This is a genomic window from Cohnella phaseoli (genome assembly GCF_003386235.1).
Classification (GTDB): domain Bacteria; phylum Bacillota; class Bacilli; order Paenibacillales; family Paenibacillaceae; genus Cohnella; species Cohnella phaseoli.
Genome location: NZ_QRDZ01000012.1, coordinates 179,606 through 195,454, shown reverse-complemented (window position 1 = coordinate 195,454; position 15,849 = coordinate 179,606). Strand labels below are relative to the sequence as shown.

Sequence of the window (15,849 nt, the reverse complement as noted above, 5' to 3'; positions counted from 1 at the left end):
CTTTTCTAATCGAAAGCGATCAACGTCTTCACGCCCTGAGAGCTCATCGCATATTGAATCGCTTCTTCGGCCTGCCCGATCGCATATTTGGCCGAAACCAGCAGTTCCGCCTTAAGGATGCCGCTGCCGATGAACTGAAGCGTTTTGCGAAAATGGTGGTTGTTCGCTTTGGTTGAGCCCGTTACTGATAATTGCTTGTAGTGAATCGCATTGGTATTAAGGGTCACTTGCTCCGAAGCCTTGGGCAACCCGCCAAAAAAGTTGATTTTTCCGTTCAAACCGACCAGCTCTACGGCGAGCTGCTGCGCCTCCGGAGAAGCGTTGGCCGTGACGCACACATCGACGCCTCTGCCGTCCGTCCATTGCCCGATTCGCTCGCGGATCTCTTCGGCCGGCGCAGTCAGGAACGAATCGTCAATCCGCTTGGCGATTGCCAGACGTTCCGGCGACCGATTAGTCAAGATGACCCGCGCCGCGCCGCACATTTTCGCCATTTGGGCATACATCATCCCGATCGGACCTGCACCGATAATAAGAACATCGTCCCCGACCGCAATCGGGCACTGGATAATGCCGTTATAGACACAGGATAGCGGCTCGTTGATTGCCGCTGCATCGAACGAGATCGTCTCCGGAAGCTCGACAAGGTTGCCGAACCGGACGGCTTGCTCCGGAATGCGGACATACTCCGCGAAGCCTCCATCCATTTGAATGCCCAGCGCTTCGTATCGGGCGCATAAGTGCTGGTCTCCCCGAATGCAACAATCGCATATTCCGCATCCGAAATTCGGGGCGATCCCCACTCTCATCCCTTTGCGATAGTTTTTGACGCTCCTACCGACTTCGGCGATGATCCCTCCGATTTCATGGCCAAGCGTTCGCGGCGTTTGCGGTCCGACGCCCGTAATACCGTTCCTGATTATTCGCAGATCCGTACCGCAAATCCCGACGCTTTTGACCTTTACCAAAACCTCATGATCGCCGATATCGGGCACCGTTACTTGCACCACACGCACATCTCCGGGACCGAACATTCGCAATGCTTGCATTCTGTCGCTTCCTTTCCGCAACTCTGGTTCAACCAAGCCGTATCACTTCGCCTTTTCGAATCGAGGCATTTCCGGCATTGACTGCGGCAACGGCCATTTTCCCGTCATATCCGGACACGCGAGGCTGAACATCTTCAAGGATGCAGGCAATAAAGTGCCTCGCCTCGCTCAAGTACGCGTCTTTGTACAACGTCTTCCAGCTGTTCATAAACGGCCTCGTCAACTGTTTGTTTTTATCCGCTGTCACCAATGTGCGTTCATGCGTTTGTCCGATGAATATCGCGCCTTCGGTACCGACAACCTCCACGCGCGCATCGTACCCGTACTGGGCCGACAAAGCGCCGTCGATCACCCCTTGCTTCCCGTTTTTGAACGATCCCGTCAGCACGACATTATCGTAGAAATCCGGAAATTGCTCCTGAATTTCCTTGCAACGATAATTGCCTCCGATTGCATACACGGAAGCGAAGTCGGAACCCGCAAACCATCTGAGCGTATCGATATCGTGACTGTTCACTTCCGCCAAAGGTCCGTTGCTCAGACGCAAGTCGTACATCCACGGCTGCGGCTTGCTTGGTCCGCGCGTCAACGACTTGACCAGGATTACTTCCCCGATAACCCCCTCCTCCGTCAGCCGTTTGGCTTCGAGAAAACTCTCATCGAAGCGTCGCATGAACCCTATCTGCAGCTTTACCTTCGCCTGGGTGCAAGCATCGATCATTTCATCGCATTCCGCCGCGTTCATCGCCATCGGCTTTTCGCACAGCACATGCTTGCCCGCTTTCGCCGCGGCCACGACAATCTCTTTGTGGTATTTGGTTGGCGTAACCACGACAACGGCGTGAATGCGTTCATCAGCCAGCAATTGACGGTAGTCGGTGTACCAATCGCCGATCTCCAATTCCGTTGCCGCCTGTTTGGCGATGCTTTCGTTCGGATCGGCAACGGCGACCAGCCGCGCGTTGTTCAAATTGCTGCGAAAATGGCGGGCATGAATCATACCGGCCCGGCCCGCTCCGATTAATCCTATTCCGAGTTTATCCACTGTCCTTCTTCCTCTCTTCGTCTGGAGGGGCTCCTTAGGCTGTCTAGCTTCCCGGAAGCCCCGCCGACGTACAACTGCCAAACTACGAGACGATTTTTACGACCTTGACTTCACCTGGATTTATACTGACCGCGAACGTGTTATTTGTGATCGCTACGGGCGATCCCGATAACATTTCCGTCGCACTTGGCGAACCGTTTATGCCCAAAGAGCCCGGCGCGAATGAAATAACGGCGCTGTTCGTTGTCGTCGATTCGTTCATGAGCGTAAGATAGACGGCCGATCCTCTTCCATACCTTTCGACCAGAATGCTCGCATTGGAGCTTTCCGCATAAGTCAAAGGCTCCCACCCCGCCTCGGCAACTTCTTTGATCACGGGCACATACTGCACGAACAAATCGCGGTCCCGTTCGAAGTACTCGACGCAGCCGGGCGTACTGTCGCACGCTACCCAGTAATTACTGGTGTTGCTGGCATTCGGGCTAAAGGCGCTTGGGAAAATGCCGTAAAACAGGCTTCGCTGCATATACTTCTCCATGTGCTCGTAGCTGAACTTGCTGAAGTCCGTGTTCTGCAGCATTAAAAATGGCTTCTGATAAGCGAGCGTGCGATACTTGCTTAAAATTTCGTCCCCGTCCGGAGCAAAGGAATCGCTCGCGCCAAGCCAATTGCGTTCGATTCCCATGGCATCCAGCCACGGTGTATAGATGGAATACGAATGCGGCGTGCCATTGGCCATTGTGAAATTGTCCATGCTGTGCATGCGGTCCGCAATGCGTTTCGTCGCTTCCCAATTCGTAAATCCGCGATGAACGGCAGGTTTGTAATTAAGCTTGGAGAAGGTCAACGGCGCGATCGCATAAGGGAAATGGGCACGGTTAAAGTTCATCGCATATGGCCATCCGTCCAACGTGTCCAGATACTCGCCATTCGTCTTGGGCGCCGAGGGCGGCGTATCGTACCTGTCTTCGAGCTTCTCTTCGCTGTAGTAAATCTTGTAACCGTTCGTCGTGCCGGGTAGATCCGGATTGGCGTTGATCATCCACAGGGCGCCGCTGTTCCACGGCACATCTACCCACCTCAGATAAGGGCTTCCTGCCGAATTGAGCATTGCGGCAGATTGACCCATCTGCGACTTTTCGTCTCCGTTGAGAGCCTCGGCGTCGCGCACGGCAATGGCGTTGGCAATCGTTTTGTCCTCTTCCGGATCGAGCGGCTGCCACCACGAGCCAAGCTCCTCATAATGGAACACCAGAATATCGTTCTGATTGGAGAAGAGGGTGTCGGAGGCATCGTCATCTCCTTCCTTGAATTTAAAGCCGAAATCCTGCCAGTCCGGCAACGCGCCGATCGGTTTGAACGGCATCCAGATTCCCTGATCCTGTATTCGAACCGTATAGTGCTCCGGAAACAGCTTCGTATATTGATCGAAGGCGCTGCGGAAGCCCCAATCGGCGTCGAATCTATAAATGACGAAGGAGAAATCCGCGCTGGACGGGAAATTGGCCGTATCCGGCGCCAGTCCGAACTCGAACGTAATGAGCAATTGTTTCGTACCGCCGTTGTAATCCAGACGGTAGTGTGCCGGCTTACCGTAATCCAAGCCCATCGATAACGATTTATTCCCTTGCTCGTCGTAGATGGCGGAGATCGGATAGATGGACATTGCGCCCGTTTCAAAATCGACCGGATCGCTATTCGTGAACACATGACCCGCTTGGCCCGTTTGGATCGTTTGCGCCGAGCGGATATAGTCCCCCCATTTCCAATTGTCGGCATCGACGGGCAGTGCAAAGGTGAGGCTTACCGCCCGGTCGATTTCCTTGGTGTCTGTCAACCTTCCGGACACCTTGATCCCTTCGGCGACAGCCGTGAAATCGGCGTCGATCTCCAACCCCAAATCATCGGCCCGGCCCTTGAATTTATTGGGATTGCTATGCGGCACTTTGTTGAAGTAATACACATCGGATTTAGCCGCGTGGTCGCGCACTAGAAAACCGGACGGAATGGCCGAATTGGAGATGACATTGCCATCCAGATTGACGGAAGTGACCGAATGATTGCCCAGGGACAGGCTCAATCCGTTCGAGGTGGTTACCGTCATCGCGGAAGTTTGGGCCGGGACCGCAAGCGGCTCAACCAGCGCATCCTCGAAACTGACCGCTTCGGTTGTCATTTTCCGGACAGACAAATCATCGAACCATACCTTGCCGACTTTCCCCCGCAGCATCGCATAGAACGATAGGGTCGCCACCGGCTTCTCCGGGTAGTAGTACAGCTCGCGATACTGCCAGTCGTGAGCGCCGGTGGAGAAAGGTACCGTAACCGCGTATTTGCTCGTTCCGTCGGTATAGAAAATATCCATATAAAGCGCATATCCGTTATCGGGATCGCCGGTTACTCCCGCATTGCCCGCAACTCCGGAGGTCGCCGCCGCTTTGCTCCATCCACTGATAATCAGAAGCGGATCGGAGTTGTTCAGATACAGGGTCTGATACAAGCTTTTTGACTCGTTATCGCCCGTGTTTTCCAGCACAACCGCCTTGGAACCGTTTCTTCCTCCGTTCGGATCGATCCCGTAGCTCTCGAAAGTCCCCCAATTGTCAAAGGCGCTCCCCGTTACCGATTCGTAAGAACCGTTGACAAGCAGCTCCACACCCATTCCTGAAGAGTTCAGCTTGTTCATCGCTTTAACGGACGGGCTCTCATTGAGCAACTCCTCGACGGAAATGTTGTCGAACAGGACCGTTCCCGTATGATTGCGGAAGAGACCATACACGGTAATCGACTTGACCGGCTTGACCGGATCGAAGTAAATTTGTTTCATTTGCCAATCATGGGTGCCAGTGTCGAAAGGCATGTTCAATCCCCACTGGGCCGTACCGTCGTAGTAAAGAATATCCGCATACAGGGAGTAGTCCACATTGGTGCTGCCGCCGACCCCGGTTGCCTTGCTCCACCCCGTTACAAGAAGCGGGCGCGTGTACGTGCGATTTAGCTCTTTATGCTGGAATACGCCGTAGGTTTGATTCGGGGTCGCGGCCGACATTTTCGCGGCGCTGCCGCCTCCCCGCCCTTCCGTGCCGGCTACCGTGTATCCGTTGCCATGCGTTCCCCAGTGGGTGAAAACGCCGCCGCTGCTTAACGAGAATGAATTATCCTGCAGCAGATTGGCTTGAACTTCTTCGACTTTAATATTATCGAACCAGACTTGACCGGTTTTATTGCGGAATAGCACGTACAAGGTAACAATCTTCACCGGCTTTTCGGGATCGATATAGAACTCCGTATATTCCCAATCGTGAGTCCCCGTTTCAAACCCCAGCGCTTCGCCGAATAACGTCGTGTTGTCCTGGTAAGTAATGTCCGCGTACAGCGCGTAATCGGTATTTTTTTCCCCGCTGGCGTTGGACGATTTGCTCCATCCGCTGATCCTAATCGGGTACGTATCCGACCTGTTTAGCACAAGGCTCTGGTAAGCGCCGCATTGTGCCGTTGCCGTGCTATTGCTGCAAGTGATCGATTTGCTTCCGTCCTTGTAAACGGCAGAATCGACAGCGTAAGCGGCCCCCCATGCGTACCAATAATCAGAGGCGGATCCCGTTACGGTCTCGAATCCTCCATTCTGCAACACATCGTTCACTTGGTGGTTATAGGAAGCAGGCTGTTGAAAATGAGCATCGACAGGGGAAACCGTTGAGAATGTCTGAAGCAGCAAAACCAGCGCCAATAACATAACCGCCGTGTTTTTCAACTTACGCATCGCATGAAATCCTCCTTTGGTTTCTTAACGCTTACTCTTTCACACTTCCAAGTACGATCCCGCTGACAAAATACCGTTGCAGGAAAGGATAGATGACCAGAATAGGGAGGGTGGCCACAAACACTTGCGCCGCCTTGCTTGTTCGTTCCGATACATGGATCAGCGATTTTACTTCTTCCGGCGTAATGAAGCTGGTATCCCGCTTGATCAGGATGGTCTGCAGGTAACTCTGCAGCGGATAATTGTGCGGATTGTTCATAAAGATAATGCCGTCGAACCAACTGTTCCAATGCCCGACAAGCGCGAATAACGTAATCGTTGCAATCGCGGGCATGGCTAGCGGGATATATATCGCCCACATGATGCGATAGTGACCGGCACCGTCGATCAACCCCGATTCCTCCATTTCCTTGGGCAAGGAACGAAAGAAATTCAGCAGCAGAATGACATTAAAAACGGGTACGGCAGCCGGCAAAACCAACGCCCAGATCGAGTCGATCAAACCGGTGCTTTTAACCGTCATATAATAAGGGATAAGCCCTCCGCCAAAAAGCATCGTAAAAACGAAATACCAGGCGTAAACGCTTCTCGAGCGGAACGACCTCGAATCCTTCGACAGCGGATAGGCTATCAGAATCGTCAACAAGCAGTTGATAGCCGTACCCAAGACCACACGCTGGACCGAAACCCATGTCCCTTGCAAAAATTGCTCCTTGAGGACGACGAATTTGTACGAAGACAGCGTAAAATCGACCGGCCACAGTAATACCTCTCCCGACCCGGCTGCGCTTGCCGAGCTTAAAGATACGGCAAACACATGAATGATCGGCACCAGACAAAGAAAGGCAGCGACCGATAAGAACGTGTAATTGAACCATTGAAAAGCTTGAGAGCCTGTTATCTTAGATCCGCTCACGGAAACACCTGCTTTAGAAGATTCGATAGTTGGCGAACCGAAAAGCCACGAAATAAGAAGTGGCAATCAGAACAAAAGAAACCAGAGACTTGAATAAGCCGAGAGCCGTAGCAACGCCATACTGCGCGCTTTCCAATCCCAAACGATAGATCAGCGTGTCGATGATGTCTCCCTTTTCATAGACCAAAGGGCTGTACAGGTTATAAACTTGGTCGAATCCGGCATTCAGAACGTTACCCAAGCTCAGCGTGCCTACCAGTACGATCATCGGCACAATGCCGGGGAGCGAAATATGCAGAGTTTGTTTCCAGCGGTTGGCACCGTCGATCTTCGCCGCTTCGTACAGGGAAGGATTTATGCCGGTCAGAGCGGCCAGGTATACGATTGTGCTGAAGCCGAATTCCTTCCAAACATCGGAGATCACCAGGACATAAGGAAACCAGTCGTTGCGGCCCAGGAAAAACACGGGCTCCAATCCGATGAAAGTCATTGCTTTGCCGACGAGTCCGTTCGACGGAGAGAGAATGTCGATCAGAATCCCTCCCAGAATGACCCAGGACATAAAGTGCGGCAAGTAGACGAGCGTTTGGACGGTTCTCTTAAACAGCATCTTCCTGACTTCGTTTAGCAACAGGGCAAACAGAATGGGCACGACGAATCCGACCACGATCTTCAGCACGGCAATGAATACGGTGTTATAGATAACCTGAAGGGTATCTTCCATCGTGAATACGAACTTGAAATTGTCCCAGCCGATCCAAGGCGAATGAAAAATCCCTTTGCCGGGAATAAACTTTTGGAAAGCAATCATTATGCCAGCCATCGGGATGTAGCAATAGATGAACACCAACAGCACGCCGGGAAACAACATGGTATGGTAGGGCCAAATTATTTTGTTTCTTTTGCTCATTTGCGCTCCTGGCTTTCTTAAATAATAAGGGAGGACCTTCCAGACCTCCCTTGCGATGCTATTGTTTAACGGATTGGTGCCACTCGTTCACTTCTTGGGTGATGTCATTGCCGCCCAAAGACTTCCATTGTTCGACGAAGGAATCGAATTCTTCCAGCGGCGCGGCGCCGACGATAATCTTCGTGAAAACCTCATCCTGCTTTTTGGTCAATGTGCTGTTCTTCTCGGCCATCGAGGGGGTCAGTGCCCCGTAAAATTCATTAAAGACAAAGCGGTTTTCTTGGGTATATTGATACATGGTTTCCAGCGTGCCGCCTTGTTCCAACTGTATGGCATAACCCCAATGGTCGGTATTTCCGTTCAAATAATCGGTCATGAAATTGTACAAAATTAATTCTGAGTCCGGTAGAAGAGTCGGGTCCTTTTCGGCCAGCGCCTTCGAGATGGTTTTGCCTACCACCGGGAAACGGTCCTGCTTGCCTACGAATGTCGGATTCAATACATAATAAGTCTGATCGGCTCCGCCTTCGATTTGAATTTTCCCTTTGACGTACTTCACGGCGTTCGGATCCGAGGCCGGAGCATCCATTGCCCAGATGGATTGGTTATACATTTTAATAATCGCTTCGGGATTTTTGGCTTTCTTGGATACCACATAGTATAATCCGGTCGATTTTTGCAGCTGTGTCTTGGCGATCTGATCATCCGCCGCCACAATCGGATATACGCCCCAATCCTGAACGACTTTGCCGTCCTTTACAGCCCCGGATTGCAGAGGATAATTGCCGGTCCAGAAGAGGCCGTAGGTAATGCCGATTTTGTCCTGAGCGATCAATTCCGCTTCTTTGGCCAAATCCTTGACGCCAAATTCCTGGTCAATTTCGCCGTTCTTGTACATCTCTTTCAGCTTGGCCAAAGCGTTTCTCACTTCCGGTTGAATGCTGCCGTATACGAGTTCGCCCGCTTCGTTCTTGAGCCAGATGTTGGGATAGGCGTGGAATCCGTTAAAAAAGCCTTGCAAGCCCAACGATCCGCTCATAAGATCCTTTTGAAGCGCCAAGCCGAATGTATCGTCCTTGCCGTTGCCGTCCGGATCGTTGCGGGTAAACGCCGTCGATATTGCCTCCAGATCCTGCATCGTCTTGGGCGGTTGCAAGCCCATCTTGTCAAGCCAATCCTTGCGGATAAATAGAAAGGTCGAGTCATTATGAACGCCGTTCGTATAGGGCAGAGCCATCATCTTGCCGTTGATTCTCGTAGAATCGAGCTGCCCGCCGCCGTCTCTGGTCACGTATTCTTTGGTATAAGGAGTGGCGTATTTCTCAAACGCCTCCCCAATATCCATGATCATATCCGCATCCAGCAATTGTTGGAATTGAACGCTGTTCACTTGCATAAGATCGGGAATATCGCCACTTGCGATCGCAATGTTCACCTTCTGGTCGTATTGGGAACTGTCCACGCTCCACAGATTTCTGATCTTGATCCCCAGATCGTTCTCGTAGGCCGCGTACACCCCGTTGCGTTCGTAGCTTTCGCCTTCGTCCCACACAATCGAAGGGTTCATGGACCTTACCGTCGTAACCTCGATCGGCGGGTCATATTTCTGCATAGGGTCAAAATTTTGTTCCGAAGAATTAGACGATGATGCCGAAGCGGTCTCTTGTTGCGCTGTTGAAGACGATCTTTCCTGCGGTTCGTTGCTGCTGCACGCCGAGAGCAAAAGGCATGCCGCGACAACTCCCCCTAATGCGAGTTTCCTGTACACTCTGAGATCCCCCCTTGATTTCTTGGATGAATGCGTTCTCATCTCAGTTTGATTATAAGCAGCGTGACTTCCTTATGTTAGATGCGAGTTATGACCTCTTTTCCATGCTTTTCTTTACTTCGCGGTATTCTTGCGGGGTCATTTGCGTCTGACTTTTGAAAAACCGGCTGAAAGCCAAACTGGACTGATAGCCCACTGCTTGCGCAATATTCTGAACCTTCATATCGCTTTCAAGCAGCATATATTGAGCCTTCTCCAGCTTCAGATCCAATACGTATTCCCGCAAGCCTCGACCGGTCATTTGCTTGTACAGCCTGGACAAATAAGAGGAGTTAAAATTCACGAGCTTCGCCAAAGTCGTCAAGGATACGTCGTTCATCAGGTTATGTTCGACATAATTTTGAATTTTTTCGATCACGCCGTGGGATTGCTCCCGTCGTTCTTTCTCGATGCAATCGAAAATATATAACGCCGCTTCGGTAAATCGGCTTTTGATTTCGCTGGCGGATTCCGAATCGATCGCCGAATAAATGCGTTTGGGGTCGTACAGTTCGTGATTTACGGCTCTTCTGTTGGTTTTGGAAATATAGTAAACAAGAATGGAAGCCAATCCGTGAAGATAACCCAACCGATGATAGACGGCCGTCCCGCTGTTGAAGGAGATATCCAAATATTCTTCAAAGGTTTGGAAAAAGAGCCACCGTTGATTGTTTTCCAGATAATCCGTCAGTTGATTCAGTCTTTCGAATCGCGGCCGCCCTTCTTCGCCTTCTTCCGGTAAGTTCTCGTCATGATTGGCAGTGCGATCGGTCAATTCTTCGTCCGTCACTAGAATTTCCCGATTTACGCCCAGTCCCCAACCCAATTCCAAACAGAGATCGTCGTATTTTTGCGCAATGTCGCGCCAATCCACAGGCTTGCTGCCGATCAATACGGAAAGGGGAATCTGAAACAGGTTTCGGCAGGTGTTCTGAACGTCCTCGAATATTCCGGTCAACCAGGAAGAAAACGAGTCGGATAGCGTATCGCTTTCCGCTCCGCTTTCAATCCGTTGGATGAGCCAGATACATTTGGAAGGTTCATTCGGAATCGCGAAATAGCGAAACCTGTCCGGTGCATATTCTTCGAATACGTGCTGCACCAAATAAATCGACTGGATCTCCTCTGGCTCCAGGTTATCGCTTGCCTGTCTATCTATGCGACCAATCGTCACGAATACAGGCTTTGCCGGATCAAGCGGGATTTGCAACAAATCGAATTGATGTCTTCTGACTTCAGCGGACACCTGTTTGCCCCTCAGCAGGTCTCCGAGGTAAGATCTTTGCGTGTAAGGAAGCGACTCCTGCAATTGCTCCTTCGTTTTGGCATAGAGCTCGTCCCGCTCAAATTCTTCGTTCAACGCTTGAATGGCTTTATCGACAGTTTCAACGATGATCTCATCGTCTTCGGTCTTCAGAATGTAATCGAACGCCCCGAGCGAAATGGCTTCCTTCGAATATTTGAAGTCGCTATAGCTGGTCAGGAAAATCACTTTACACCGCGGCCAGTGCTCTTTGATTTGCTTCAACATCTCCAAGCCTGTCATACCGGGCATCTTGATATCGGTCAATACGATATCGACTTTGACGGATTTCATTAGATTAAGCGCTTCCATTGCCGAGCCGGCAGACAGAATCTCCAGGTCCTCGCGATGTAAATCCTCGAACAACTGCACCATACTCTGCACGATAATAGTCAAATCGTCGACAATCAGTAATCTGTTCATAACGATCCGCTCCCTCCTCTTATCCTGATTTCCACTCTTAATCCGCCCAAGCTGCTGCGGGACACTTGGATACCCGACTCGTCGCCGAATTTGATCCGCAGCCGATTGTGAATATTGATCAAAGCCGTCCCTTCGCCCACGGACGTTTCCCGTGCATGCAAGCTTTGGCGAATATGCTCCAGGACCGAGGAATCCAGATCATCGCCATTGTCTTCGATAAAAGCGGAAACAAAGCTTTCGTTCTGCGAGAATGAAAGCTTTAATATTCCTTCCGTCAATTTGTTCTCAAGCGAATGCTCGAAGGCATTTTCCAGGATCGGCTGCAGAATCAGACGCGGCACTTTTAAGGCGCATAACTGGGGAGGCGGAGGCTCCAATTCGATTCGCACCCTTTCGGTATAACAAATCGATTGAATGTTGGCGTAAGCTTTGGCAAACAGGAATTCCTGTTCCAGCGTAATTTCGTCCTGTTCATCCTTCGTAACGTAACGCAAATATTCGCCGATGTACTTGGCAAAGACGTAGGCTCGTTCATTGTCCCCCGCTTTGATCAATCTGGCCAATATAAAATGGTTGTTGTACAGAAAATGGGGATTAATCTGCGACTGAAGTCTCTTCAATTCCGCCTTCTGGCTGTTGATTTTCTGCTCGTACACTTCCTGGATCAATTGAACGAGTCTAGTAATCATATTGTTGAACCTTTCATACAGAAAACCGAATTCGTCTCTCCGGTCATGGGAAATTTGGATCTGCAAATCCCCCGCCTCCATTCTGCGGAAGGACTGAACCAGATACACCAAAGGCTTGTGAATAATGCGCCGAATCCAATAGGAAAACAAAAAAATGAAGCCTATGGAGGTGATCGACAGAATCCAGAACCAAACGGTGTACAGTCGAACAGGCCCCATAATTTCCTTTTGGGGGATAAAGGTTATATAGGTCAAACCGAGGTAATCGGAACTTTCATAGGCTGCAAACTCCCGGTTTTCAACCTGAATAAATCCCGATCCGCTGTTCTTGTTTTCATGAACCGCATCGGCAATAAAATGTTCGATCTCTTTCGTATTCCCAATCTGGCTGGCGTTGGCAATAACGCGGTTATCCTGTATGTCCAACAGCAGCGACCCTTCGTTTTTAAACGTTCTTTTGCCGGTCATGGACTTGATAATCTCTTCGGTCGAAAGCTCTATCGAAAGCAAATATAACAACTCTTTGTTGACAACATCCCTTCCCGGGTATGGCAAACTCAAAAACAACCGGCTCCCGGTAATCAACAGCCGATCCTCATTATGCCGACTAAGAATGTCAAACCATTCTTGGTCAATGCTTGTCACATACTCATATGTTGTAATCGTTCGGTCGATGGCAGGGATCCATATCCCGGTATTTTTTATCAACGAACTGGACATCTGCATAATCTGTAGTCTTTTCTGCAAGGCAAGCGTGATTCGGAAACGCTCGAAGATATTAAGGCCCTCGCTGATGGTGCTGAGCTGCAACAGATCGGCATCCATGACGTAATCCCGTTTGAGTCGGGTAATTCTTTCGATCTCTTCTTCCATATTGTCGATGTAAGAGCTTACGCGAAACTGCAAGGAGCTTGCGATTTGCGATTTATTCTGTTCCGCTCCTTTCATATTAATAAATAAATTAACCGCATAGAGCGGCACCGCTACCAGCAGGAAGGCCATTAGCAATTGATTGTATATGGTGCGCGGTCTCGTAAGCTTCAATGCTCCACCCTCCAGGTCTCATCTTCAATCGACATTCCAAGCTTGCAAAGAGACATCCCGATCCCCGCTTATGTCGACCTCTCTCGTTTCCCCCGGATTCATCCAGAAAAAATTGTCCTCTATTGTCAATTCGTCTGAATGGGGAGAACTCATGTTCACGCCTACGGCAGGCAGGCTGCCCGTGTTTCGGATTGTGATTTTCCCGGGATGCCGTTCGCTTTGGAGCGTTGTTCTCGGCAGACGGAACAGACAGCCTCGGTCGGCTAAATAATTCAGCCAGTAGAAGGACCGATATCGGAGCGCACCCTCCAGGCGCAGTTCGCTCACAATAAACAAAGGCGTATGATTCATTTGCTCCTTCGTTAACGAGAACTGGCCAACCTGCCGACGAACGTGGATCGCGCCACGTCCGCGGAAACTCGTCTTTTTCACTTCCCGCAGCGTCGAACCGAATGCCGTCACTTCAACCTCCCAGTTTTGACCGGCGAGACAACTGGAATCATCCAGAATAAAAACAGGCGCTTCCATCGGAGAATCCCCAGGATTCAAGCCGTCCAGCAGAACTACGGCAGCAAGCGGCGAATAGGCATCCTGAACAAAATAATAAGCGAGTTTAGGAGCGCCATACCAATCGACAATCGACCAGGAGACAGATGGGCAGTTATCGTTCAGTTTGTAGAAGGCAACCCCTGCCGCTTCCGGCCAGCGGGTTCTGGCCAATTCGAGCGTATGGCGCAGTCCGGTAGTCTGAGCAAGCTGCGTTCCCAGCACGAATGCAGCCATGCTGCTGTTATCGATAAAATCGGCAACATAGTGCGACAGCCTACTCATATCTTCATTGCGATTAAACACCGGGGTCTTATGGGCGAAGGTCCCGAACGGCGGAGGCGGCCATGCTCCCCACTCGTGTCGCGGAATATATTTCTTTACCGACTCCAGGTTCGGAGCCGAGGCTAGACCGAACTCGCCGAGAAACGGCGACTCCAGCTGCAAATTCCGATCCAGGGACTGACGTCCCCAATAGACATCGTAATTGTTCAAGCTGCCTCCCCACGGCTGTGTGCGTCTGAATGCTCGGGTCCCGTCCAGCTCATAGCTTAAACGCCCCATCATATCTATCGCTACGCCTGTCGGATCGGGCGACTCGTTGCCGCCGCCCCATTGAATGAGCGACGGATGATTGCGCAGACGCATCATATTTTGTCTTACCGTCTTCTCCAGAATCGGAATCGGTTGAACTTTATGACTGTCCCAGGCCGTCGGCCACTCTTGATAGATCATGATGCCCATGCGATTGGCCAAGTCGTAAAACTCGTCCGTTTCCGGCAATCCCGCCCCCCAAGCGCGCATCAATTGAATGTGAGAACGTCGGGCCATATCCATAAACCGAGCGTATCTCCTCTTATCGAATCTCATTAAAGCGTCAATCGTACACCAGTTGGTTCCTTTGGCAAAGAGAGCTCTGCCGTTCACTTGCAAAGCCCAGTTGTATATCTCGGGATCCGGTCCTCCCGGCAATGGACCGAATTGAACCTTCCTTATCCCGAAGATGACCTGCTTCCGGTCACCGATACCTTTCTTCGGCATAAAATTGAGGGTCATGCGGTACAGATGGGGATCGCCCAACCCGTTAGGCCACCATAGCCGATGTTCAGGAATTTGAAACTCAAAATGCAGCTCCGGCTCGTTCTCGGACGGCCGGACTTCATATTCAATGCCGAATGAATTTCCCTCGAAATTATCCGGCTCAATTTCGATACGCAGCGTGCCTTCCCGCTCATGTACCCCTCCCTCCAGCTCAGCAGACAAATTCATCGTGCCGGTCATGTAGTCTTTTGTTGCAATAAAAGGATTTTTGATCTCCACATGAGGTTTCTCTTCAAGAACTACCGTTCTCCAAATGCCTGTGGCCGGCACATCGATATAGTGCCAACCGTACACGTTATTAAAGATTACCGTATCCATCCATCCCACGTTCATGCCGATCCAGTATGGGTTGGGCTCTCCCGTACTGATCCGGTAAGGCGCCGATTCCAGTCTAACCAACAAGGTGCTGCGGCCTTTGCGTAACACCTTGTCGGTCAGATCGAACTCGAAAGAAGTAAACATGCCTTGATTGTCAGCAATTTGATGCCCGTTGAACCAAACCGTGCAGGAGTCGCATACCCCGTTGAATACAATTCGCATAGCTGCGAAATCGGCCGGAATCTCGAATTCTTTTTTAATCCACCATGTGCGGAAACTCTGAGCTCTTGCAATCGAATCGTTTTTCCCTACATAGGGATCGGGAATGATTCCGGCATTCATCAATGCGGTGTGAACGCTTCCAGGAACGACAGCCGGCCACCACTCCCCCGCCGGCCCGTTCGTTTCCTCGGAATGCTCGGCGATGAACCATTGATCATCCAATACGTATTTCCGGGCAAAACCCGATTCCGATGAAACTTGGGGAGTTATTCTTTCCATTCTAACACCTATGGATTTCCCGCTGAAGGGTATGGAACCGGGATTAAAGGATAAACGCTCAACCTCATCCAGACTATGTCGAATATTCAAACGTATCTCTTCCTCTCATTCTGGCACTAAATTCATTCTATTCTCCGCTGTTGTCGATTTGTAGAGATACTTCTTTACATGAAAATAGATACTCTTTTACTTTTCTACCCCGTTTGTCAGCCTCTGCACGGTGCAAACACGGATCTGAAAAACGTGCAATCAGATTAACTTTGAACAAGTAAGCTTAGAGATCGGATGGCTTTCGCTTGCCCATAATTTGCTCAAGAAGGCCGCAGTAGACCTAAAACACGAAATGACGGCGCAGGGTCAGCACCCTTAACGCCGTCATTTTTCATTTAGGAACCTTTTTTTCTCAAGCAAGCTGTTCTAAAAGTGAGCTAGAA

The 15,849-nt window shown here is 50.6% G+C and carries 9 protein-coding genes; all 9 read right to left on the bottom strand.

All coding sequences use genetic code 11. The features are described 5' to 3' along the window. Window positions 1–5: 5 nt before the first annotated feature. Window positions 6–1,049 (bottom strand): alcohol dehydrogenase catalytic domain-containing protein, encoded by a 1,044-nt coding sequence (locus DFP98_RS16565; RefSeq protein ID WP_116061717.1) that lies wholly within the window; start codon window positions 1,047–1,049, stop codon window positions 6–8. Between the two features lie 28 nt (window positions 1,050–1,077). Next, on the bottom strand, window positions 1,078–2,094 hold the full coding sequence (locus DFP98_RS16560; RefSeq protein WP_116061716.1) for a Gfo/Idh/MocA family oxidoreductase: 1,017 nt from the start codon (window positions 2,092–2,094) through the stop codon (window positions 1,078–1,080). 82 nt (window positions 2,095–2,176) lie between these two features. Beyond that, complete coding sequence (locus DFP98_RS16555; protein WP_116061715.1) at window positions 2,177–5,857, bottom strand: hypothetical protein; 3,681 nt, start codon at window positions 5,855–5,857, stop codon at window positions 2,177–2,179. Between the two features lie 31 nt (window positions 5,858–5,888). Beyond that, window positions 5,889–6,773, bottom strand: a complete 885-nt coding sequence (locus tag DFP98_RS16550; RefSeq protein WP_246016571.1) for a carbohydrate ABC transporter permease — start codon at window positions 6,771–6,773, stop codon at window positions 5,889–5,891. 13 nt (window positions 6,774–6,786) lie between these two features. Continuing rightward, the gene (locus tag DFP98_RS16545) at window positions 6,787–7,683 is read right to left on the bottom strand and encodes an ABC transporter permease (protein WP_116061714.1); all 897 of its coding nucleotides are present in this window, start codon (window positions 7,681–7,683) and stop codon (window positions 6,787–6,789) included. Window positions 7,684–7,741: 58 nt separating this feature from the next. Continuing rightward, the gene (locus DFP98_RS16540) at window positions 7,742–9,250 is read right to left on the bottom strand and encodes an extracellular solute-binding protein (RefSeq protein ID WP_220377118.1); all 1,509 of its coding nucleotides are present in this window, start codon (window positions 9,248–9,250) and stop codon (window positions 7,742–7,744) included. A gap of 289 nt (window positions 9,251–9,539) precedes the next feature. Beyond that, a complete protein-coding gene (locus DFP98_RS16535; RefSeq protein ID WP_116061712.1) occupies window positions 9,540–11,216 on the bottom strand; it encodes a response regulator in 1,677 nt (558 codons plus the stop codon). Further along, on the bottom strand, window positions 11,213–12,949 hold the full coding sequence (locus tag DFP98_RS16530) for a sensor histidine kinase (protein WP_116061711.1): 1,737 nt from the start codon (window positions 12,947–12,949) through the stop codon (window positions 11,213–11,215). Before DFP98_RS16530 ends, DFP98_RS16535 begins: the two co-directional genes overlap by 4 nt. Before the next feature lie 24 nt (window positions 12,950–12,973). After that, window positions 12,974–15,358, bottom strand: coding sequence for a glycoside hydrolase family 2 protein (locus tag DFP98_RS16525; RefSeq protein ID WP_181917729.1), 2,385 nt, complete (start codon window positions 15,356–15,358; stop codon window positions 12,974–12,976). Window positions 15,359–15,849 lie beyond the last annotated feature (491 nt).